22 protein-coding genes and 1 tRNA gene are annotated in these 21,273 nt (G+C 72.7%); 15 read left to right on the top strand and 8 right to left on the bottom strand.

The annotated features are described in order from the left end of the window. Positions 1-17 precede the first annotated feature (17 nt). Positions 18-509, bottom strand: a complete 492-nt coding sequence (locus J3P38_RS08520; RefSeq protein WP_210503267.1) for a MarR family winged helix-turn-helix transcriptional regulator — start codon at positions 507-509, stop codon at positions 18-20. Positions 510-597: 88 nt separating this feature from the next. Here J3P38_RS08520 and J3P38_RS08515 point away from each other — a divergent pair, with 88 nt between their 5' ends. Then, positions 598-2,709 carry an MMPL family transporter gene (locus tag J3P38_RS08515; RefSeq protein ID WP_307807810.1) on the top strand — a complete coding sequence of 704 codons (2,112 nt, stop codon included), beginning with the start codon at positions 598-600 and terminating at the stop codon, positions 2,707-2,709. 167 nt (positions 2,710-2,876) lie between these two features. Here the strand turns inward: J3P38_RS08515 and J3P38_RS08510 are convergent, their stop codons facing one another. Further along, positions 2,877-4,256 (bottom strand): NAD-dependent malic enzyme, encoded by a 1,380-nt coding sequence (locus J3P38_RS08510; RefSeq protein ID WP_210439377.1) that lies wholly within the window; start codon positions 4,254-4,256, stop codon positions 2,877-2,879. 60 nt (positions 4,257-4,316) lie between these two features. On the opposite strand from J3P38_RS08510, the gene J3P38_RS08505 reads away from it, so the two are divergent. The 5 genes from J3P38_RS08505 (at position 4,317) to J3P38_RS08485 (ending at position 7,473) form a co-directional block, all read left to right on the top strand. Next, the gene (locus tag J3P38_RS08505; protein ID WP_210439376.1) at positions 4,317-4,598 is read left to right on the top strand and encodes a GNAT family N-acetyltransferase; all 282 of its coding nucleotides are present in this window, start codon (positions 4,317-4,319) and stop codon (positions 4,596-4,598) included. An 84-nt stretch (positions 4,599-4,682) separates the two neighbouring features. Continuing rightward, a complete protein-coding gene (locus tag J3P38_RS08500) occupies positions 4,683-5,255 on the top strand; it encodes a potassium channel family protein (RefSeq protein ID WP_210503265.1) in 573 nt (190 codons plus the stop codon). Next, positions 5,252-5,638, top strand: coding sequence for a hypothetical protein (locus J3P38_RS08495; RefSeq protein ID WP_210439374.1), 387 nt, complete (start codon positions 5,252-5,254; stop codon positions 5,636-5,638). Before J3P38_RS08500 ends, J3P38_RS08495 begins: the two co-directional genes overlap by 4 nt. Before the next feature lie 83 nt (positions 5,639-5,721). Then, entirely contained in the window at positions 5,722-6,180 is a 459-nt protein-coding gene (locus tag J3P38_RS08490) for a DUF350 domain-containing protein (protein WP_210439373.1), read from the top strand. A 27-nt stretch (positions 6,181-6,207) separates the two neighbouring features. Beyond that, a complete protein-coding gene (locus J3P38_RS08485; RefSeq protein WP_210503264.1) occupies positions 6,208-7,473 on the top strand; it encodes a glutathionylspermidine synthase family protein in 1,266 nt (421 codons plus the stop codon). Between the two features lie 66 nt (positions 7,474-7,539). Here J3P38_RS08485 and J3P38_RS08480 read toward each other — a convergent pair whose 3' ends face one another. The 3 genes from J3P38_RS08480 to J3P38_RS08470 form a co-directional block, all read right to left on the bottom strand. Then, a complete protein-coding gene (locus J3P38_RS08480; RefSeq protein ID WP_210503263.1) occupies positions 7,540-8,016 on the bottom strand; it encodes a glutathione peroxidase in 477 nt (158 codons plus the stop codon). After that, on the bottom strand, positions 8,013-8,636 hold the full coding sequence (locus J3P38_RS08475) for a nitroreductase family protein (RefSeq protein ID WP_210503262.1): 624 nt from the start codon (positions 8,634-8,636) through the stop codon (positions 8,013-8,015). The genes J3P38_RS08480 and J3P38_RS08475 overlap by 4 nt, the downstream gene beginning before the upstream one ends. 87 nt (positions 8,637-8,723) lie before the next feature. Next, a complete protein-coding gene (locus J3P38_RS08470) occupies positions 8,724-9,053 on the bottom strand; it encodes a hypothetical protein (protein ID WP_210503261.1) in 330 nt (109 codons plus the stop codon). A gap of 48 nt (positions 9,054-9,101) precedes the next feature. On the opposite strand from J3P38_RS08470, the gene J3P38_RS08465 reads away from it, so the two are divergent. Continuing rightward, positions 9,102-9,272, top strand: a complete 171-nt coding sequence (locus J3P38_RS08465; RefSeq protein ID WP_210503260.1) for a hypothetical protein — start codon at positions 9,102-9,104, stop codon at positions 9,270-9,272. Between the two features lie 53 nt (positions 9,273-9,325). Here J3P38_RS08465 and J3P38_RS08460 read toward each other — a convergent pair. Further along, positions 9,326-9,412, bottom strand: a tRNA-Leu gene (locus J3P38_RS08460). Between the two features lie 186 nt (positions 9,413-9,598). Between J3P38_RS08460 and J3P38_RS08455 the strand changes: the two genes are divergently transcribed. The 7 genes from J3P38_RS08455 to pknB are packed head-to-tail and all read left to right on the top strand — an operon-like array spanning position 9,599 to position 18,345. Then, entirely contained in the window at positions 9,599-10,315 is a 717-nt protein-coding gene (locus J3P38_RS08455) for an FhaA domain-containing protein (RefSeq protein ID WP_210439367.1), read from the top strand. After that, entirely contained in the window at positions 10,308-10,787 is a 480-nt protein-coding gene (locus tag J3P38_RS08450; protein ID WP_210439366.1) for an FHA domain-containing protein FhaB/FipA, read from the top strand. Before J3P38_RS08455 ends, J3P38_RS08450 begins: the two co-directional genes overlap by 8 nt. Continuing rightward, complete coding sequence (locus tag J3P38_RS08445; protein ID WP_210503259.1) at positions 10,787-12,028, top strand: PP2C family protein-serine/threonine phosphatase; 1,242 nt, start codon at positions 10,787-10,789, stop codon at positions 12,026-12,028. The genes J3P38_RS08450 and J3P38_RS08445 overlap by 1 nt, the downstream gene beginning before the upstream one ends. An 11-nt stretch (positions 12,029-12,039) precedes the next feature. Next, positions 12,040-13,446, top strand: coding sequence for an FtsW/RodA/SpoVE family cell cycle protein (locus tag J3P38_RS08440; RefSeq protein WP_210439364.1), 1,407 nt, complete (start codon positions 12,040-12,042; stop codon positions 13,444-13,446). Further along, positions 13,443-14,903, top strand: coding sequence for a peptidoglycan D,D-transpeptidase FtsI family protein (locus J3P38_RS08435; protein WP_210503258.1), 1,461 nt, complete (start codon positions 13,443-13,445; stop codon positions 14,901-14,903). Before J3P38_RS08440 ends, J3P38_RS08435 begins: the two co-directional genes overlap by 4 nt. Then, entirely contained in the window at positions 14,900-16,552 is a 1,653-nt protein-coding gene (locus J3P38_RS18350) for a serine/threonine protein kinase (protein ID WP_307807809.1), read from the top strand. The genes J3P38_RS08435 and J3P38_RS18350 overlap by 4 nt, the downstream gene beginning before the upstream one ends. Beyond that, positions 16,549-18,345, top strand: a complete 1,797-nt coding sequence (gene pknB / locus J3P38_RS08425) for a Stk1 family PASTA domain-containing Ser/Thr kinase (protein WP_210503257.1) — start codon at positions 16,549-16,551, stop codon at positions 18,343-18,345. Before J3P38_RS18350 ends, pknB begins: the two co-directional genes overlap by 4 nt. A gap of 55 nt (positions 18,346-18,400) precedes the next feature. Here the strand turns inward: pknB and J3P38_RS08420 are convergent, their stop codons facing one another. Then, complete coding sequence (locus tag J3P38_RS08420; RefSeq protein ID WP_210503256.1) at positions 18,401-19,153, bottom strand: DUF881 domain-containing protein; 753 nt, start codon at positions 19,151-19,153, stop codon at positions 18,401-18,403. Between the two features lie 94 nt (positions 19,154-19,247). Here J3P38_RS08420 and J3P38_RS08415 point away from each other — a divergent pair, with 94 nt between their 5' ends. After that, a complete protein-coding gene (locus J3P38_RS08415) occupies positions 19,248-19,700 on the top strand; it encodes a cell division protein CrgA (protein ID WP_307807808.1) in 453 nt (150 codons plus the stop codon). A 582-nt stretch (positions 19,701-20,282) separates the two neighbouring features. On the opposite strand, the gene J3P38_RS08410 is transcribed toward J3P38_RS08415, so the two are convergent. Beyond that, on the bottom strand, positions 20,283-21,248 hold the full coding sequence (locus J3P38_RS08410) for a rhomboid family intramembrane serine protease (protein WP_210439358.1): 966 nt from the start codon (positions 21,246-21,248) through the stop codon (positions 20,283-20,285). Positions 21,249-21,273: the final 25 nt, after the last annotated feature.

Raw genomic sequence — 21,273 nt, 5'->3', positions numbered from 1 at the left:
ATCGGGCGGTCCCGGGCTCAGGCCCGGGGCCGCCCGTCGTCGTCTGTGGCGCCGGTCTCCAGCACCCGCTCGAACGCTGCAGCAGCTCCGCGCAGGTAGCGCTCCACGACCTCCCGCTCGCCATCGGTGAAGTCGCGGTCGAGCCGGTCGAGCGCGACGAACATCGGCAGCAGGTGCCTGACCACCTCCCGGCGACCGGAGTCGGTAAGGACCAGCTGCGTACGCCGTCGGTCGGCGGGGTGCGGCCGGCGCTCGACGTGCCCCCGCGCGACCAGCCGGTCGACGATGCCCGTCGCCGCCGCCGTCGACACCTCCAGCCGCCGGGCGACCTCCGCCGGTCCGATCTGCTCGCGGCTGAGGTGCTCCAGGGTCACCAGCTCGGTGTCGCTGATGCCCGCGCGACGCGCCACGACGTGGTTGACCCGCGCGCCGGTGGCGACCAGCTCGCGCAGGGCCTCGAGGGTCGCCGACGCATGCCAGCCCTCGGGCGGACCGGACGGGTCGGCCACGGCACCTCCTGCACTTGCGTCGACGGGCCGCAGATCGCTAACTTGCTTAGCAATCTGCTTCGCTAGCGACCTGATCCTAAGGATGCCCGTGCCCGGTCTCCACCCGCCCGCTCCCGCCCGGATCGTCGCCGGCCGTCGTACGGCGTGGGTCGTCGCGCTCGTGCCCCTGCTCCTCGCCCTGGCGGCGATCCTCCTCGTGCCCGAGGGCGAGCACGAGGCACGGGCGAGCGACACCCTCCCCGCGGGGGCCGACAGCACGGCGGCGGTCGAGCTGGCCGGGCAGCTGCCCGACGACGAGGGACAGGTCGCGCTGGTGCTGTGGACCGCCGACGGCGAGCTGTCGGAGGCGGACGTCGAGGCGGTGACGGGCCAAGCCACCGCGCTGGTGCCCGCAGACGACCAGGACGCGGGCCAGGACGCGGGCCAGGACGCGGGCCAGGGCGCGGGCCGGGACGGGCGGCAGCCTCAGCGTCCCCCGCTGGTGGTCGCCGACGACGGCACCGCAGCGCTCGCGGTCGTGCCCGTGGCCTCGTCCTCGAACACCGACAACATCGACCAGGTGGAGGAGCTGCGCGACCGGCTGCGCGAGGACGTGCCGGACGGGCTCGAGGTGCAGGTCACCGGCCCGGCCGCGATCCAGGCCGACATCGGCCAGGTCTTCGACGGCGCCGACATCCGGCTGCTGGGCGCGACCGCGGCGGTGGTCGCCGTCCTGCTGATCATCACCTACCGGAGCCCGGTGCTCTGGCTGGTGCCCCTGGCCGTCGTCGGCATCGCCGACCGGCTCTCCGCCATCGCCGCCACCAACGTCCTCGAGCTGGCCGGACTGGCCTGGGACGAGTCGACCGTCGGCATCCTGAGCGTGCTGGTGTTCGGAGCGGGCACCGACTACGCGCTCCTGCTGATCTCGCGCTACCGCGACGAGCTCAAGACCACCGACTCGCGCCACGAGGCGATGGCGCACGCCCTCGCCCGCACCACCGAGGCCGTCCTCTCCAGCGCGACCACCGTCGTGCTGGGCCTGCTGACGCTGCTCCTCTCCGCGATCCCCACGACGCGCGGGCTCGGCGTCGCCTGTGCGGTGGGTGTCGTCGTCGCGGCGACGTTCGCCCTCGTCGTGCTCCCGGCCGCGCTGGTGCTCTTCGGCCGCTGGGTGTTCTGGCCGCGCGTCCCGCGCGTCGGCGACGCCGTGCTGGTCGAGTCCCGGTCGCTGTGGCGCCGCGTCGGCGACGCCGTCGCCGGGCGCCCGCGCACCTTCGTCGTCGCCACCGTGGCCGGCCTGGCCGTCCTCGCGACCGGCACCCTCTCGATCGCCACCGGCCTCGACCCGGCCGACCAGTTCCTGCAGGAGCCCGAGGCGATCACGGCGGCGAAGCGGCTCGCCGAGTCGTTCCCCGCCGGCACGACCGACCCGGTCCAGGTCGTCACCCGCGCCGACCCCGAGCAGGTGCTCGCCGCCGTCGAGGGCGTCGAGGGCACGACCTCTGCGCGGATCACCTCGCGCGGCGACGGCGTCGCCCAGGTCGACGTCGTACCCGACGCGGAGCCCGGGAGCGACGCCGCCGAGGCGGTCGTGGCGGACATCCGCTCCGCGGTCGCCGACCTCGACGACACCCACGTCGGCGGCGGGGACGCCGAGGCCCTCGACGAGCAGGCCTACGCCGCCGACGACCGGCTGCTGATCCTGCCCCTGATCCTGCTGCTCGTGCTGGGTGCCCTCGTGCTGCTGCTGCGGTCGGTGCTCGCACCAGTCCTGCTCGTGGCGACGGTCGTGGCGACGTACGCCGCCAGCATGGGCGCCTCGTGGTGGCTGTTCCGCAGCGTCTTCGACTTCGCCGCGATGGACAGCGGCGTGCCGCTGCTGGCCTTCCTGTTCCTGGTCGCCCTGGGCGTGGACTACAACATCTTCCTCGTCACCCGCGCCCGCGAGGAGGCCGCCGAGCACGGGACCCGCACGGGGATGCTGCGCGCGCTGACCGCCACCGGCGGCGTCATCACCAGCGCGGGCATCCTGCTCGCGGCGGTCTTCGCCGTGCTGGGCGTGCTGCCGCTGGTGGTGCTGGCGCAGCTCGGCGCCATTATCTTCGTCGGCGTCCTGCTCGACACCCTCGTCGTCCGCACGGTGCTCGTCCCGGCGCTCGCGCTGACGCTCGGGGAGCGGTTCTGGTGGCCGCGGCGGGTGGGGCCGGCCGGGGGCTGAGGCGGGCGACGCGCGGATCCCCCGCTCAAGCGGGGGATCGTGAACTTCCGGTGGCGTGCAGACCCCCGGAAGTTCACGAAGACCCCTCGAAGTCCGGCCCCGTCAGTCGTTCGCCCGCCCGCCCCCCGGCCGCCGCGCCGCCCCCGCGCCCGCCCCGGCGCCGGAGCTCAGCCCTCGCGACCGCTGATCGCCGAGGCCACCCGCTTGGTCACGTCGGGGTGGAACACGCTCGGGATGATGAACGCCGGGTGCAGCTCCTCGGCGCTCACCGTGTCGGCGATCGCCTTGGCCGCGCGCAGCAGCATGTCGACGGTGACCTCGTCGGCGCCGGCGTCGAGCAGGCCGCGGAAGACGCCGGGGAAGGCCAGCACGTTGTTGATCTGGTTGGGGTAGTCCGAGCGGCCCGACGCGACGACGGCGGCGTACTTGTCGGCCTCGGCCGGGTCGACCTCCGGGTCGGGGTTGGCCAGCGCGAACACCACCGGCTTGGGCGCCATCGTCGGAATCCACTGCGGGTCGAGGATGCGCGGCGCGGAGACGCCGATGAAGACGTCGGCGTCCACGAGCACTTCCTGCAGCGACCCGGTCGCGCGGCGCGGGTTCGTGGCGGCCGCGAGCTCGGTGTGGGCGACCGACAGCGACCCGTCGCCGGCGGCGAGCGCACCCTCGCGGTCGACCACCACCACGTCGCGGGCACCGGCGGCGAGCAGCAGGGTGACGATGGCCGTGCCGGCGGCGCCGGCGCCGGACACCACGATGCGCACGTCGGTCAGCTGCTTCTCCACGCAGCGCAGCGCGTTGGTCAGGGCCGCCAGCACCACGATCGCGGTGCCGTGCTGGTCGTCGTGGAAGACCGGGATGTCGAGCGACTCACGCAGCCGCGCCTCGATCTCGAAGCAGCGCGGCGCCGCGATGTCCTCCAGGTTGATGCCCCCGAAGCCGGGGGCGATCATCTCGACGGCCTTCACGATCTCGTCGGTGTCCTGGCTGGCCAGGCAGATCGGCCAGGCGTCGATGTCGGCGAACCGCTTGAACAGCGCGGCCTTGCCCTCCATCACCGGCATCGCCGCGCCGGGGCCGATGTTGCCCAGGCCCAGGACCGCCGAGCCGTCGGTGACGACGGCGACGGAGTTGCCCTTGATCGTGAGCTTGCGGACGTCCTCGGGGTTGTCGTGGATCGCCATCGACACCCGGCCCACGCCCGGCGTGTAGGCCATCGACAGGTCGTCGCGGGTGCGCAGCGGCACCTTGGAGGTGACCTCGATCTTGCCGCCGAGGTGGAGCAGGAACGTCCGGTCGCTGACCTTGTGGACCGTGACGCCCTCGACCTCGGACACCGCCGCCACGAGCTCCTGCGAGTGGCCGGCGTCGGCCGCCGAGCACGTCACGTCGACGGTCAGCCGGTCGTGGCGCGACTCCGTCACGTCGATGGCGGTCACCACGCCGCCGTTGTGCGCGATCGTGGTCGCGACGGCGCCGACGACGCTGTGGTCCGGGGCGGTGTACAACCGCATGGTGATCGAGTAGGACGACGCGGTTGCTGCCATGCCCCGACCCTCTCCCCCGGCGAGGGTTACGGGCAAGTCGGGTCGGTCTAGGCTCATGGTGTGGACACCGACTTCGTGGACAACCCGGAGAAGCATCGCTACGAGCTCCGCTCCGGCGACGAGCTCGTCGGCCTCCTCGCCTACCGGCTGGAGGGCGACGTCATCGACCTGGCGCACACCGAGGTGCCGGAGGCCTTCTCCGGTGAGGGCCACGCCGCCACGCTCGCCTCGTCGGCGCTCGACGACGCCCGCGCGCGCGGGCTGAGGGTCGTGCCCTCCTGCACCTACGTCGCGTCGTACGTCGAGAAGCACCCGGAGTACGCCGACCTCGTCGCCGGCTAGCCGCCGGCTGGCGTACGTTTGACGGGCGGCCCCGCGGGAAGACCTATAGTCGCCGCGACAGCGCGAGGGAACGGGGGTGCGTGCATGGCCGAGGTGGCCACCGACGTCGAGCAGGCCGATGCGAGCCTGGCCCGACGGCTCGGCTTCATCACCCGACCCGTCCGCACCCTCGTCAACGCACCGCACCTGCTGGTGCTGGTCGTCCTCGGCACCTGGGTGGCGTGCTCGTTCGTGTACGCCCTGCTCGAGGACAAGGGCCCGATCGAGAGCCTCTGGTGGGGCATCGTCACCGGCTCGACCGTCGGTTACGGCGACTTCTACCCCTCCACCACCGCCGGCCGCGCGGTCGGCGCGATCCTCATCGTGTCGATGCTCGTGCTCGTCCCGATCGCGATCGGGCACGTGATCGCCAACCTCGTCTTCGACAAGGAGTCCCTCGCCGTCGCGACGGTCCTCGAGGACGTCCACGAGCGCATAGACCGGCTCGAGCACCTCACGCTCGCCTCGCTCGAGGCGCAGCACGGTCGCGAGTGGCTCGAGCAGCGGCTCGCCGAGCACGAGGCTGCCGACGCGGCCACGACCGACGTCGCCGAGCAGATGCTCGCGATGTTCAAGCCGAAGTTCGACGTCCAGGACCCGCCCGGAGGCACCCGATGACCACGCCCACCCGCCGCCGCATGCGGTCCACCAGCATCTCGCTGGGCATCACCGCGCTCATGGCCAGCAGCCTGACCGGGTGCTCGTCGAGCGCCGACTACGCCGCGGTCTGCGTCGACCCCGAGACCCAGGAGCGCGTCGACGACGACCAGTGCGACGACGACTCCGACTACAACGGCGTGGGCGGCGGCTTCTTCTGGTACTACCTCGGCGCCAGCTCGCGGATCCCCGCGATCGGCCAGCCGGCCACGGGCGGCACGTTCCGCGGCAGCACCCTCAACGGCTCGGTGCAGCGCGGCGGCCTGCCGACCACCGGGGGATCCACCGTCAAGTCCGCCACCACCAAGGGCGGGTTCGGCGGCAGCTCCCGCGGCTTCGGCTGAGCACTGCCGCGTCGCCCGATCCCCGGGACCCCGCCCGGCTCGCCCCCTCGTCCCGACTCCCGCCTGCCTCCCAGGAGACACCCGTGACCGACCTGATCAACGCCCTCCTCCACGCCGTAGCGTACGCCCTCGTCGGCGGCGCGATGCTCGTCGCGGCCTACTACGTCCTCGACCTGGCGACGCCGGGCCACCTCGGCACGCACCTGCGTGGCGTGGACGAGAACGGCAACGAGTCGGTGCACGCGCACTCGCGCGGCGCGGGCGTGGTCACCTCGGCCTGGCTCCTCTCCAACGCAGCGGTGCTCTTCACCGCCATCTGGACCAACGGGGAGACGTCGCTGGGCTGGGCGCTGGTGTGGACCGTGTGCTTCGGGGCCCTCGGCATCGCCCTCAACACCGCCATGTTCTTCGCCGTCGAGGCGATCACCCCGGGCAACCTGCGCCAGATCGTGACCGAGCCCGGTCCCGTGCGCCCGCTGGCCCACGTCGCAGCCGCCGTCGCCCTCTCCGTCGGCGCCATCGTCTGCGCCAGCATCGCCTGACGGCCCGGACGAGCGGGAGGATCGGACATGTGGCGGCACCGGTCGCGGGCGCGTGAGGGCTGGCGCGACACCGTCGTGGAGCAGGGACTGGTCTTCCCGGTCACGAAGATGCCGGACGGCTCGGAGCTCCCGTACTGGAACGAGGACGCCTGGTACGAGGTGACCATGGAGGAGGTGGAGGCCCTCGAGGCCGCCACCGAGGAGCTGTGGGCGATGTGCCTGCAGGCCGTGACCCACATGGCCACGACGATGACCGACGAGCGGCTCGGGCTCCCGCCGGGCTCGCTGGCGGTCGTGCGCCGGTCCATCGAGGCCGGCGACCCCGCGCTCTACGCGCGCTTCGACCTGGCCTACGGCGCCGACGGGTCCATCAAGATGCTCGAGATCAACGGCGACACCCCCACCGGGCTCGTCGAGACCGGGATCATCCAGTGGAACTGGATGGAGGACGTCATGCCGGAGATGGACCAGTGGAACTCCGTCCACGACCGGCTGATCGCCGGCTGGCGCAAGCTGCGCCGCTCGGGGCACTTCGACGGCGACCGCCTGCACTTCCTCTACGACCTCGGCGAGGAGGACTCCTACGACGGCGGCGAGATGGAGATGACCGTCCACTACCTGATGGACACCGCCATCCAGGCCGGGTGGATCGCCCTCGCCCACCCCATGGCGGAGGTCGGGTGGAACCCAGACACCCGCGACTACCGCGACGTCCACGACGAGCCGCTGCGCAACGCGTTCAAGCTCTACGCGTGGGAGGAGATGCTCGCCGAGCCGTTCGGCCGCTACGTCGTCGACCAGCTGGAGTCGCGGCCGACGAAGTGGATCGAGCCGGCGTGGAAGGTGCTCCTCAGCACCAAGGCGCTGCTCCCGGTGCTGTGGGAGCTGTTCCCGCGCCACCGCCTGCTGCTGCCGGCGTACTTCGACGAGCCGCGCGAGCTCGAGCGCTGGGTCGCCAAGCCCCTGCACGGGCGGGAGGGCGACAACATCCGGATCCACCTCGACGACATGCTCGAGGACGTCGTCATGCCGGGCGGCTACGGCGCGGAGGGCTGGGTCTACCAGGCCTACACCGACCTCCCGAGCTTCGAGGGCAACCGCGTGGTGCTCGGGTCGTGGATCGTCGACGGCGAGGCTGCGGGGATGCTGGTGCGCGAGTCCGACGGGATGGTGACCGACTACTTCTCCCGCGTCGCGCCGCACGTGATCAGTGACGGCCTCGCGCCGTCCGAGGCGCAGGTGGCGCAGTGGCTGGCCGAGCGCGTCGGACCGGACGCGCCCACCCTGTCCTGAGGCGTCACCGCGCTCCGGTCGATGCCCTCCGGTCAGCGCACGGTCGCTGCTCGACCGGCTCGCGGGTCACAACGCCTTCTCGATGTCGCCGGCGATCTTCTCCGGCTCCGTGGTGGGGGCGTAGCGGTCGATGACCTGCCCGTCGCGGCCGATGAGGAACTTGGTGAAGTTCCACTTGATGGTGCTGCCGAGCATGCCGCCCCTCGACTGCTTGAGCCAGGTGTAGAGCGGGTGCTCGCCCTTCCCGTTGACCTCGACCTTGGCGAACAGCGGGAACGTCACGCCGAAGGTGCGCTCGCAGAACTCCGAGATCTCCGCCTCGTCCCCCGGCTCCTGGCCGCCGAACTGGTCGCACGGGAAGCCGAGCACGACGAGCCCCCGGTCGCCGTAGGCGTCCTGCAGCTGCTGCAGCCCCTTGTACTGGCCGGTGAAGCCGCACTGCGAGGCGGTGTTGACTACCAGCACGACCTTGCCCTCGTAGGCGGACAGGTCGGTGTCGGTGCCGTCGATGGCGACCGCCGAGAAGTCGGTGAGCGATGTCATGACGGCGAGTCTGCCACCCACGGCTCGCCGAACCGCCCGCCGAACGCCCACTCCTCCAGCGGCCTGCGCACGCGCTCGCGGTGGTCGCGCGCGGCGGTGCGCTCGTCCACCTCGGCCGGGTCCCCGGGCACCCCGACGGCGATGCCCGTCAGCACCCGGTGAGTGGGCGGCACGCCCAGCGCGGCGGCGAGGGCGTCGTGGTCGAAGCCGGCGAACTGGTGGGCGTGCAGCCCCATCGCATGGGCCTGCAGCGTGAGGTGCGCGGCGGCCTGGCCCACGTCGTAGAGCGCGTGGTCGCTGTACGCCGGCGCGTCCGGCTCGGCACCCGTGCGCACGTGGGCGGCGGTGACGAAGACGACCGAGGCCCGCGGCACCCATCCGGAGTTGCCGCGGCTCAGGGTGAGGAGCAGCCGGTCGTGGTTGGCCGTGCCGCGCACGCACACGAAGAACAGCCACGGCTGGGTGTTGCCCTTGCTCGGCGCCCACTGTGCCGCCCGCAGCAGGGTCTCGATCTCGTGGTCGGCCAGCCGGTGCGCGTCGTCGTACACGCTCGTGCTCCAGCGGGACCGCATCGGCTCGGCGAGGCTCTCGGCGGTGTGCTGGGGAGCGCGGTCGGTCATCGGGCGAGTATGCCGAGCGCGGAGGATGGCCCTGCAGCCGGTGTCGTGGTGGGCGGACGTCGAGGTCCGCGCCGTCGACGGGCTCGGCTAGTCGTCCAGGGCGTCGAGCTCGGCCAACGCCGACTCCCAGCGCTCCCGGCGCTGGGCGTCGGTCTGCTCCCACCACGGGGTGCCACGCTCCCCGAGCCCGACCTTCGCGAGCTGCGTCCGGTGCCGGGTCGCCGCGAGCTCCGCGTCGTCGCGCGCCGTGCGGACCCCGGAGCGGCCGCGACCGAGGTGCGACTTCAGGCGGGCGAGCTCGGCGGCCGGGATGGCGGGGTCCGTGCGCCGCCACCGGCGGCCGTCGACGACCAGCCACCTCTCGTCGTCCGGCGCGTCATCCGGCGCGTCGTCCGGCGATCCGTCGGGCTGGGCCACCGGCCCAGTGTGACCGGCCGGCGCGCCGCCTCGTGCACCCGCCGGGGTGTGGCTGCCGCCCACCTGGAGGAGTACGACGGGAAGGAGTCGACCACGGAGGCACCCATGGCACTGCGCACCCTCGTCGGACCGACCGTCCTCGCCCTCGCGGTCACCGCCACCGCGCCCTCGCTCCCGGCCGCCGGCGCCCCCGCGGAGCGGCTCGTGCCGGAGCGGTGAGTGCGCCGAGACGACGAAGGCCCCGGAGGTGATCCAGGGCCTTCGTGCTCTGGTGGTGCGCGAGGGGGGAGTTGAACCCCCACGTCCTTTCGGACACACGGACCTGAACCGTGCGCGTCTGCCTATTCCGCCACTCGCGCCAGAAGCGGGCTCAGGCTACCCCACCCGCGAGGCGCGCTCCCAATCGGGCGACGCCACCCCTTCGGCGGGGCGGCACCGTCGCGCCATCGCGCCCGGCCGGTACGCTCGGCGGCACCGGCCGGGCGGTCTGTGAAGCCTGCCCACCACGACGGTGCGACCCGAGCGCGACGAGAGGAGGCCTGACGATGAACCCCCTGCAACGCTTCGAGCAGCGGCTCGAGACCGTCATCTCCGGGGTCTTCGCACGAGCCTTCCGCAGCGCCGTGCAGCCCGTGGAGATCGCCGCGGCGCTCCAGCGCGAGTGCGACAACAACGCCCAGGTGCTCAGCCGCCAGCGCCGACTGGTGCCCAACGACTTCCACGTCGAGCTGTCGGCCACCGACCTCGACCGCATCGTCGGCCTCGGTCGCGCGCTCGAGCAGGACCTCGTCGACCAGCTGCAGGACCACGCCGACGCGCAGGGCTACGTGTTCACCGGCCCGATCTCGATCGCCTTCGAGTCCGCCGACGACCTCACCACCGGCCGCTTCCGGATCCGCAGCAAGGCCCAGGCCAGCGTCACCGACAACGACCACCGCACGCGTACCCGCTCCTCCCACGCCACGCTCGAGGTCAACGGCACCCGCCACCCGCTCCGGCCGCCGGGCCTGGTGATCGGCCGCGGCACCGAGGCCGACCTGCGCATCAACGACCCCGGCGTGAGCCGGCGCCACCTCGAGCTCGAGGTGAGCATCGACGGCGTCGAGGCGGTCGACCTCGGCTCGACCAACGGCATCCTGGTCGACGGCACGAAGGTCACGCGGGCCCGGCTGCGCGACGGGTCCACCATCCGCATCGGGCACACCGACATGACGGTCCGCATCGACGGCGGCCGCGACGAGGCCGGGGGCTGGAATGTCTGAGCTGACCCTCTTCCTGATCCGCGTGGCCTTCCTCGCGATCCTCTGGATCTTCGTGCTCTCGGCGATCTCGGTGATCCGCTCCGACATGTTCGGCGCGCGCGTCCCCGAGACCGCCCGCGGCGGCGCCCCGGCGCCGACGAGCCGCAAGGGCAACGGCAAGCCCCGCAAGCCGCGCCGCGGCGCGCCGACCCACCTGCTCGTGGTCGAGGGCGAGAACTCCGGCGTCCGCGCCGAGCTCGCCGACGCACCGCTGCTCATCGGCCGCGGCAGCGACGCGGCGATCAAGCTCGACGACGACTACGTCTCCACCCGCCACGCCCGGGTCGCCGCCTCCGGCGACGAGTGGTTCGTCGAGGACCTCGGCTCCACCAACGGCACCTACGTCGGCCCCGTCCGGATCACCCAGCCCACCACCATCGGCCTCGGCGTCCAGGTCCGCGTCGGCAAGACGATCCTGGAGCTGCGGAAGTGATGTACCTCCACTACTCCGCGATCTCCGACGTCGGCCGCGTGCGGCGCGAGAACCAGGACAGCGGGTACGCCGGGCCCTGGCTGCTCACCGTGTGCGACGGCGTCGGCGGCGCCGTGCGCGGCGACCTCGCCTCGAGCACGGCCGTGCAGGCGCTGCGCAAGCTCGACCAGCAGCCCGACGAGGACCTCCTCGGGCAGGTGGCCGGCGCCGTGCACCGCGCCGACGACCGGATCGCCGAGCTCGTGGAGGAGGACCCCGACCTCAACGGCACCTCGACCACCGCGACCGTCGCCCTCTTCGACGGGAGCCGCTTCGGCATCGGCCACATCGGCGACAGCCGCGCCTACCTCTACCGCCGCGGCGAGCTGCGCCAGCTCACCCACGACCACACGTTCGTCCAGTCGCTGATCGACGAGGGGCGCATCACCGAGGAGCAGTCGCGGACCCACCCGCACCGCAACCTCATCCTCAAGGCCCTCGACGGCGTGCGCCACGAGGAGCCCGACCTCTTCGAGCTGCCCGCCGAGCCCGGGGACCGCATCTTCATCTGCAGCGACGGCGCCTGCGGCACGCTGAGCCACGAGCGCATGGCCGACATCCTCGGCAGCGGCACCCCCGACTTCGCCGCGGTGGAGCTCGTCCGCGCGAGCCTCGAGGCCGGCAGCACCGACAACGTCACCTGCGTCGTCGCCGACGTCCTCGAGGAGCCGCCACCCGAGGAGCTGGCGCCGCTCCTCGTGGGCGCGGCGGCCGACCTGCCGCGGCGGATGCCGCTGAGCGGCGCCGTCGGCGGGCTGTTTCGCGGTCACCGGTCCGGCGACACCGGCGAGATCGCGCCGGTGCCCGACGACCTGCCTCCCGGCGCCTACGTCGCCGATCCGATCGACCCGGAGGCGGTGCGCTACGCCCCGCGCGACCCCGGCCGCCACGCCTGGCTGCGCCGGCTGCTGGCCACCGTCGTGGTGCTCGGGCTGGCCTGGGTCGTCCTGGCCGCCGGCTGGTCGTGGAGCCAGCAGCAGTTCTACGTCGCCGAGCACGACGGCAAGGTCGCGATCTTCCGTGGCATCGACGCCTCGCTGCCCGGGATCTCCCTGTCGCACCCCTTCGAGGTGACCGACGTCGAGCTGACCCAGCTCAGCGACATCGACGCCGAGACGGTGCGCGAGGGCATCGAGGCCGACGACCTCGACGACGCACGGCTGACGGTGGACAACTACGCCGCGTGGCAGGAAGTCGACTGACGGGCCCCTCGATGAGTCAGACCGGGACCCTCATGGGCTTCGTGCACCGGCGCCGCCGGGGTGCGGAGCTGTTCCTGCTCGTGCTGGCGCTGGTCGTCGGCATCGGTGCCTACGCCGCCGTCGGCCTCGGCGTCGAGGGCGTGGTGCCGGCGGACCTCGTCGGCTACGGCGGCTGGCTGACCGCGCTCATCGTCGCGGCGCACGTCACCGTCCGCCTCGTCGCGCCGTACGCCGACCCCGTCCTGCTGCCGCTCGTCGCGGCGCTCAACGGCCTCGGGCTGGCGATCCTGCGCCGGCTCGACCTCACCTACGAGGCCAACGGCTTCGACCAGCACACCTTCGCGCGCCAGCAGCTGACCTGGATGACGCTCGGCGTGATCCTCTTCGTCGCCACGCTCTTCCTGCTGCGCGACCACCGCTCGCTGCAGCGGCTGACCTACACCTCCGGCCTGGCCGGCATCGTGCTGCTGGTCCTGCCGTTCCTGCCGGTCATCGGCAGCGCGAAGAACGGCGCGAAGATCTGGATCTACGTCGCCGGCTTCAGCTTCCAGCCCGGTGAGGTGGCCAAGGTCCTGCTGGTGATCGCGTTCGCCGGCTACCTCGTCCTGCACCGCGACGCGCTCGCGCTCGCGGGCCGACGGGTGCTCTTCGTCGACCTCCCGCGCGGGCGCGACCTCGGGCCGATCCTGGCCATGTTCGGCATCTCGATGATGATCCTCGTCGCGCAGAACGACCTCGGGTCCTCGCTCCTGTTCTTCGGCCTGTTCCTGGTGATGCTCTACGTCGCCACCGAGCGCGCCGGCTGGCTGGTCGTGGGCGGGCTGCTCTTCACCGGCGGCGCGCTCGCGGCGTACACCTTCGTCGGCAACGTGCAGAACCGCTTCAACTTCTGGCTGCACCCCTTCGAGTACTACGAGGCCAGCCCCGGCAGCGGACAGCTGGTCGAGGCGCTCTTCGGCATGGGGTGGGGCGGCCTGATCGGCCGCGGCCTCGGCAACGGCTTCCCCGAGCGGGTGCCGTTCGCCTACTCCGACTTCATCCTGTCCACCATCGGCGAGGAGCTCGGCCTGACCGCCGTGATGGCGATCGTCCTGTGCTACGGCCTGATCGTGGAGCGGGCGCTGCGGATCGCGCTGATCTCGCGCGACGGCTTCGGCAAGCTCATGGCCGTCGGCCTCGCGGCGATCATCGCGCTGCAGGTCTTCGTCGTCATCGGCGGCGTCACCGGGCTCATCCCGCTGACCGGCCTCACCACTCCGTTCCTCTCCTACGGCGGCTCGTCGCTCGTGGCCAACTGGGTGGTCGTCGCGCTGCTGCTGCGCATCTCCGACCAGGCGCGCCGTCCTGCGCCGCGGCTGGACCCGGTGGACGACTCCGTCGCCGACAGCGAGAGCACCCAGGTGGTGAAGCTGCGGTGAACAAGCCCATCCGCGTCGTCTCGGTGTTCTGCCTGGTCCTCTTCCTCGCGCTGCTCGTCAACGCCACCTACCTGATGTACGTCCGCGCCGACGACCTGTCCGACGACCCGCGCAACCGGCGCGTGATCACCGCGACGTACTCCCGCGAGCGCGGCGCGATCCTGGTCGGCAAGGAGGCGATCGCGCGCAGCGTCCCCTCCGACGACAGGTACAAGTTCCAGCGCACCTACTCCGAGCCCTTCAAGTACGCCCCCGTGACCGGCTACTTCGCGTTCTTCAGCCAGACCGGGGTGGAGCGCTCGCAGAACTCCGTCCTCGCCGGCGACGACTCCCGGCTGTTCGTCACCCGGCTCGTCGACATGCTCAGCAACGGCGACCCCAAGGGCGGCAACGTCCAGTTGACCCTCGACGCGGCCGCGCAGGACGCCGCGTGGGCGGGGCTGGAGAACCTCCCCGGCGACGCCCAGGGCGCGGTCGTCGCGCTGGAGCCCACGACCGGCCGGGTCCTGGCGATGGCCTCGACGCCGACCTTCGACCCCAACAACCTCGCCTCGCACGACTTCGGTGCGGTGGCCGACCTCAGCGAGCAGCTCAACGCGGACCCCCGCCAGCCGCTCGTCAACCGTGCGATCGGCACGACGCTGCCGCCCGGCTCGACCTTCAAGCTGGTCACCGCGGCCGCCGCCATCGAGTCGGGCAACTACGACGCGGACTCGATGGTCCCCGGCGGCTTCCGGTACAAGCTGCCGCAGTCCAGCACCACGATCGGCAACCACGACGGCGGCGACTGCGGCGGGCGGCGCATCACGATGACCCAGGCGATGGAGGTCTCGTGCAACGTCACCTTCCTCACCCTGGCCAACGAGCTCGGCACCGAGGCGATGGCCGACCAGGCCGAGGCGTTCGGCTTCAACGACACCTCGCTCGAGGACCTCGGCGGGCAGGCGGAGTCGCTCTACCCCCGCGACATGGACGCGCCGCAGACCGCGATGTCCGGGATCGGCCAGTCCAACGTCACCGCCACGCCGCTGCAGATGGCCATGGTCGCCGCGGCGATCGCCAACGACGGCGACGTCATGCGCCCCTACGTCGTCGACGAGGTCCGCGCACCCAACCTGTCGGTGCTCGACCGCACCGACCCCCAGAGCATCAGCAAGGCGATGTCGAGCACCACCGCCGACGAGCTCACCAAGATGCTCGTGGCCACCGTCGAGACCGGCACCGCGACGCCCGCCCAGATCCCGGGTGTCGAGGTTGCGGGCAAGACCGGCACCGCGCAGTCCACCGCCGACCGCCCGCCGTACGCGTGGTTCGTCTCCTTCGCACCGGCCGACGACCCGAAGGTCGCCGTCGCCGTCCTCGTGCAGTCCAGCGACACCTCGCGCGACGAGATCGCCGGCGGCCTCCTCGGCGGTCCGATCGCCAAGGCGGTCATGGAGGCGGTGATCGACCCGTGAGCGCGCTCGCCCCGGGCAAGCCCGTCGACGACGCCCGCCGCTACGTCCTCGAGGCCCGCATCGCCACCGGCGGCATGGGCGAGGTGTGGGCGGCGCGCGACACCGTGCTCGACCGGCCGGTCGCGGTCAAGGTGCTCAAGCCGGAGTACGCCGACGACGCGCTCTTCCGCAGCCGCTTCGAGACCGAGGCGCGGCACGCCGCCGCCCTGCACCACCCCGGTATCGCCGCGGTCTTCGACTACGGCCAGAGCACCGCCGACGACGGCTCGTCGGCCCCGCGTCCCTACCTGGTCATGGAGCTCGTCGAGGGGCAGCCGCTCTCCGCGCTGCTGCGCCCGGGTGCGCCGCTCGACCCGGCCGCCGCCCAGCTGCTGCTCGCCCAGGCGGCCGACGCGCTGGGCGTCGCGCACGCGGCCGGCATCGTGCACCGCGACGTGAAGCCGGCGAACCTGCTCGTGACCCCCGACCGGCAGGTGAAGGTCACCGACTTCGGCATCGCCCGGGCCGCCGAGGGGATGGCGCTCACCGAAACCGGACAGGTGCTCGGCACGCCCGCGTACATCTCACCGGAGCAGGCCGAGGGCCGCACTGCCACCCCGGCGTCCGACGTCTACTCCCTCGGTGTCGTCGCCTTCGAGTGCCTGGCCGGCCGCAAGCCCTTCGCCGCCGACACCCCGGTCGCCACCGCCGTCGCGCACCTGCGCGACCCGGTCCCCGAGCTCCCCGGCACGGTGCCCCCCGCCCTGGCCGCGGTCGTCCGCCGAGCCCTGGCGAAGTCCCCCGACGACCGGTTCCGCGACGGGGCCGCGTTCGCGGCGGCCCTGCGGGACCCCGCGACGGCCGGTCCGGCGGGCGAGTCCACCGTCGTGGCACCGGCGGCCGCTCCGGGCGGGTCCACGACGCAGGTCATGCCCGCCGCCGCGCCTGTGCCGGCCGCCGCGCCCGCCCCGCCGCCCGCGCGCCCGACGCCGGCACCGGAGCGCCGCGAGAGCCGGCGGACGACCCCCTGGCCCCTGCTCATCGGGCTGATCGCGGTGCTCGCCGCCGTGCTGCTGGCGTTCTGGCTGGGCACCCGCGACGACGAGCCCACCGGGTCGGGGACCGCCGATCCGAGCACGACGCAGGACCGGTCGCCGTCGCCGACCGACACCCCGACGCAGGACCCGAGCACCCCGACGCCGACCGAGACGCCCACGCAGACCCCCACCGAGACCCCCACTGAGACGCCGACCGAGACCGAGCCGGAGACCGTCGAGGTCGACCCCGCGGCCTACGTCGGGCGTGACCACAAGGACGTGACCCGCGAGCTGGAGGAGCTGGGGCTCACCGTCACCGAGCAGGAGGTCGAGAACCCGGGTGACGTCGGCGAGGGGCTGGTGACCTCGGTCGACCCGAGCGGCAGCGTGCCCGTCGGCGAGACCGTCGTGGTGACCTACGCCGGCAAGCAGCCCGGCGGCGAGGGCCAGGGCAACGGCCAGGGCAACGGCGTGGGCAACGGTCTCGGCAACGGGGAGGGCGTCGGCAACGGGCAGGGACCCGACGGCCAGGGGGCGCCCGGCCGCTCGGACGGCGCGGGGGACGTTGAGGGCGTGGAGGGCGTGGAGGGCGTGGACGCGGGGGACGGCAACGAGGAGGGCAGCGAGGGATGACGCAGTCGGACCCGACGCTGATCGGGGGCCGCTACCAGCTCGGGGAGCTGCTGGGCCGGGGCGGCATGGCCGAGGTGCGCAAGGGCATGGACCTGCGGCTCGGCAGGACTGTCGCCGTCAAGCGCCTGCGCACCGACCTCGCCAGCGACGCGACCTTCCAGGCCCGGTTCCGCCGCGAGGCCCAGTCGTCGGCGTCGCTGAACCACCCGGCGATCGTGTCCACGTACGACACCGGCGAGGAGATGGCGACCGACGGGACGGGCGTCGCCCAGCCCTACATCGTGATGGAGTGCGTCGAGGGACGCACCCTGCGCGACATCCTGCGGGAGGGCCGCAAGATCCTGCCCGAGCGGGCCCTGGAGATCACCGCGGGCGTGCTCTCGGCGCTCGACTACAGCCACCGCGCCGGCATCATCCACCGCGACATCAAGCCGGGCAACGTCATGCTGACGCCGTCGGGCGACGTCAAGGTCATGGACTTCGGCATCGCGCGGGCGATCTCCGACGCCTCCTCGACGATGACCCAGACCGCCGCCGTCGTGGGCACGGCGCAGTACCTGTCCCCGGAGCAGGCCCGGGGCGAGACCGTGGACTCGCGGTCCGACGTCTACTCGACCGGCTGCCTGCTCTACGAGCTCCTCACCGGGCGGCCGCCCTTCGTCGGGGACAGCCCCGTCGCGGTGGCGTACCAGCACGTCCGCGAGCCGGCGGCGCCGCCGTCGGACCTCGACGACGAGCTCGACGCCGAGATCGACGCGATCGTGATGAAGTCCCTCGCCAAGCGCGTGGAGGACCGCTACCAGAGCGCCGCGGCGATGAAGGCCGACATCGAGCGCTACCTCGCCGGTCACCCGATCCAGGCCCCGGCCGTGGTGCCGCCGCCGGCCGACACGCAGTACGTGCCGCCCGTGCCGCCGCCGGACGCGACGAGCGCCCTGGGCGCGGCCCCGCCGCCGCGCCGCGACGAGCCGTCGCGACGCCGCACCGCCTGGTGGGTGCTGGCCGGCATCCTCGCGGTCGCGCTGCTCGCGGGTGGCGCGTACGTCCTCAACGGGGTGCTGTTCGAGGAGGCGCCGCAGCGCGACCCCGTGCCCAACGTCGTCGGCATGACCGAGGACGACGCGAGGCTCGCGATCGTCGACGCCGGCTTCCGCGTGGGCCGCGTCGACCGGGAGACCTCCGAGACCGTCGAGGCCGACACGGTGATCGAGCAGGACCCCAACCGTGACGTGTTCGCCGAGCCGGGCAGCGCGATCGACTTCGTGCTGTCGCTCGGCCGCCCCGAGGTCGAGGTGCCCTACGTGGTGGGCACGATGCGCAAGGACGCCCGGGCCGCGATGCTCGAGCAGAACCTCCGGGTCCGGTTCCAGCAGGAGGACGCCGACGCGCCGCGCAACCAGGTGCTCAGCACCAACCCCCCGGCCGGCACGCCGCTCGCCGAGGGCACGTTGGTCACGATCGTCTTCTCCGACGGTCCCGAGCAGGTGCCCGACGTCCGCGGGTTGACGCAGCGCGAGGCCGAGCGCGCGATCCGCGCCGTGGGCTTCGTGCCGGACGTGCGCACCGACCCTGCGTCGACCGAGCCTAAGGGCACCGTCGTGGACCAGATCCCTGTCGGCGGCACCGCCGACCAGGGCAGCACCGTCACGATCTTCGTCTCGGTGTTCGAGGAGCCCGAGCCGCCGACCGAGCCGCCGACCGAGACCCCCACGGAGACCCCGACCGAGACGCCGACGGAGGTCCCCACCGAGACGCCCACCGAGACCCCGACGACCGCACCGCCGCGGCCCTGAGGGCTCCGACGGCTCGGTCGCGCCGCCGACGACGGCCGCGGACGACCAGCGCCGCTCAGTCGGTCATCGGTGTCGCATAGGTGAGGTCGAGCAGGCCGTCGTACGCCGGGGCGACCGCGGACTCCAGCGGGGTCATCTCCCACGAGACGCCGCCACCGGGGATGTCGGTGTAGTCGCGGTAGGTCGCCAGGATCGGGTCGGCGCCGAGCTCGGCCTCGAGGCGGGCGGGGTCGCCGATCCCGACGATCACGTAGGGCGGCGAGTAGGGCAGGCCGTGGAGGGTGACCTGGTTGCCCTCGCACTTGATGCCGGTCGTGGAGATGAGGCGCTGGCCCTGGATGGTCACCGCCACCGCGCCGGCGTTCCACATCGCGTTGGCCACGGCCTGGATGTCCTGCTGGTGGACGACAAGGTCCCCGGGGTCGCCCTCGTAGGCCAGCCGCGCCTCCATCGACGCGTCGTCGAGGGTCACCTGCACCGCGGGCCCCGACTTCTCCGTGAGTCCGGCCGGGTCGACGAGGGTGGCGATCTCGTCCTGCACCCGCCCGACCGATCGGTCGCCGAGACTCGTGCTGAGCGCCTCGACCTCGGCGTTGAGGGCCGCGACCTGCGTCGTCAGGTCGCCCGCCTCGTCGCGCTCGGCACGCACGACCGACGCCAGGTCGGTGAGGCGTCCGCCCCGGAGGTCGAAGCCGTCGCTCTGCTCGGCGCTCACGGCGAAGAGCGCTCCGCTGAGCAGCACGACCACGGGCGTCGCGGCCCGCCAGGCGCGGCGGCGCCCGGGGGACGAGTGTGACGGCGACGGCATGGCGACTACGCTAACCCCCCGTCGGGCGCCGAGGCCCCGTGACCGGCGCGCCCTGACCCGCCGCGACCCGTCCAGCCCAACCCCAGGAGCAGCAGTGTCCAAGTTCAAGACGATCGCCACCGAGGAGAAGACCTCGCTCTTCACCGCCAGGTTCCTGATCGCCCTGCTGCTGATCGTCGCCGGCATCGCCTGGATTGTCTTCTACTACGTCCAGGGCCGCGGCAACCCGACGGCGGTCCCCCCGGTCGCCGGCAGCCCCAAGGCCGTGGCCGACCTGGGCCGGTGGAACTACGTCATCGGCTTCGGCCTGCTCATGCTCGGCCTCGTCGTCTCCGCGCACCGCTCCACCCCGCTCGGCCGCGGCCGCGGCGTCGTGGCGGGCATGCTGGCGTGCTTCCTCATCGGCCTGCTGTGGATCTGCACGTTCTACGTCTTCTCCGACGACCTCTCGAGCCTGTGGGTCCTCAACGACCTCGGCCAGTGGAACCTCGTCGTCGGCATCGCCTTCATGGCGGTGGGGTTCAGCTTCGCCACCAAGTGGGAGTAGGTTCTCCCTCGTCCCGCTGAGCGGGGCACTCGTCGACTCGAGCGGTGAGTGAGGCGCCTTCCTGGGGAAGGGGAGGCGTCTCTCTCACCGCTCGAGCCGCTTTTCGGGGGGGGCGGCGCTTCGAATCCCCCGCTCAAGCGGGGGATTGCGAACTTCCGGTGGCGTGCAGACCCCGAGAAGTTCGCACAACCCCCGGGAAGTCCGGCCCGGGGCGCGGGGCCTTCGGCGCGGCAGAGGTCGTACGCCGCCCCGGCGCGCCCGACGCCGCCGGCCGCCTCGCGCCGGCACATGACCACCCAGGACGCGGAGCTGGCGCCGGTTAGCCGCATGTCGGGCGCTAGGAGGGCCGCCGGTCAGCGGATCGAACGTCCGCTCGGTTCTCCACACTGTGGAAAACCGTTGTGGAGAATTACACCGGTGTAGTTGTCCACAGCAATGTGCACACCTGTGGGTTTCCTGGGCCGACGCGGCCGGTGCTGCCGGCGTCAGACGAAGGCGTACCCATATGTGCCGGTTCGTATGACGCCGGCCGGGCAGAAAATGGGCGGGGCGCCGGGTCGAGCCGCGCAGCGGGACCCGGCGTCAGGACAGCGCGCCGGCGCGCACCACGGCCAGCACGAGCAGCACGACGGCGAGCGCGCCCAGCCCCGCCCACTGGACGAGGGAGCGGCGCGACTTCGGGGCGTACGCGATGACGGCGGCGGCAGCCACTCCGGCGAGGAAGCCGCCGAGGTGTCCCTGCCAGGAGATCATCCGCCAGCCCACGACCGTGATCACGACGCCGAGCACGAGGTTCTGCACGAGCCACTGGGAGTTGAGCCGGGCCTTGCGGGCCGTGACGAGCAGCGCGCCGAGCAGGGCGAAGAGGGCACCGGACGCGCCCACCGTGCTGGAGTCGGCGTCGGCGAGGTAGAGGACCAGCACCGACGAGCCCAGTGCGCCGATGAGGTACACCGCGAGGAAGCGCGCGCGCCCGAGGATGCCCTCGAGGGCCGGCCCGAAGACGAACAGCGCGAACATGTTCATCACGACGTGCCAGATCTCGACGTGGGTGAAGGCACTGGTGACCAGCTGCCACCAGGCGCCGTCGGCGACACCGGCACGCCACACCCCGTCACCGGAGGTGAAGGTCTCGCAGATCCGGGAATCCGTGATGGCCGGGTAGTACTGGTTGGGCGTGGACGCCGACCCGCAGAGCCCGGTCGGGGCCAGCGCCAGCAGCTCCACGACGCGCGACAGGCGGCCGCCCGTCGCGGTGATCGCCAGCCACACCAGCGCGTTCAGGGCGATCAGGACGTACGACGTCAGCCGCGGGTCGGCGCTGCGCTCGCCGCCGTACATCGCGCGGTTCTGGCGCGAGCCCTTGTTGGCCTGCTTGACGCAGTCGGGGCACTGGAACCCGACAGCGGCGTCGCGCATGCAGTCGGGGCAGATGGGACGGTCGCAACGCTGGCAGCGGATCCACGTCTCGCGGTCGGGGTGCCGGTAGCAGGTCGGCACCCCGGCCGCGGTCGTGTCCGCAGTCGGCCCCTCGGGCGGCTGGGTCATGGTGGCTCAGTCAGTCGATCAGTCA

The organism is Nocardioides xinjiangensis, from assembly GCF_017916455.1.
In the GTDB taxonomy this organism is placed as follows: domain Bacteria; phylum Actinomycetota; class Actinomycetes; order Propionibacteriales; family Nocardioidaceae; genus Nocardioides; species Nocardioides xinjiangensis.
This window is presented reverse-complemented; position numbering and strand designations above follow the sequence as displayed.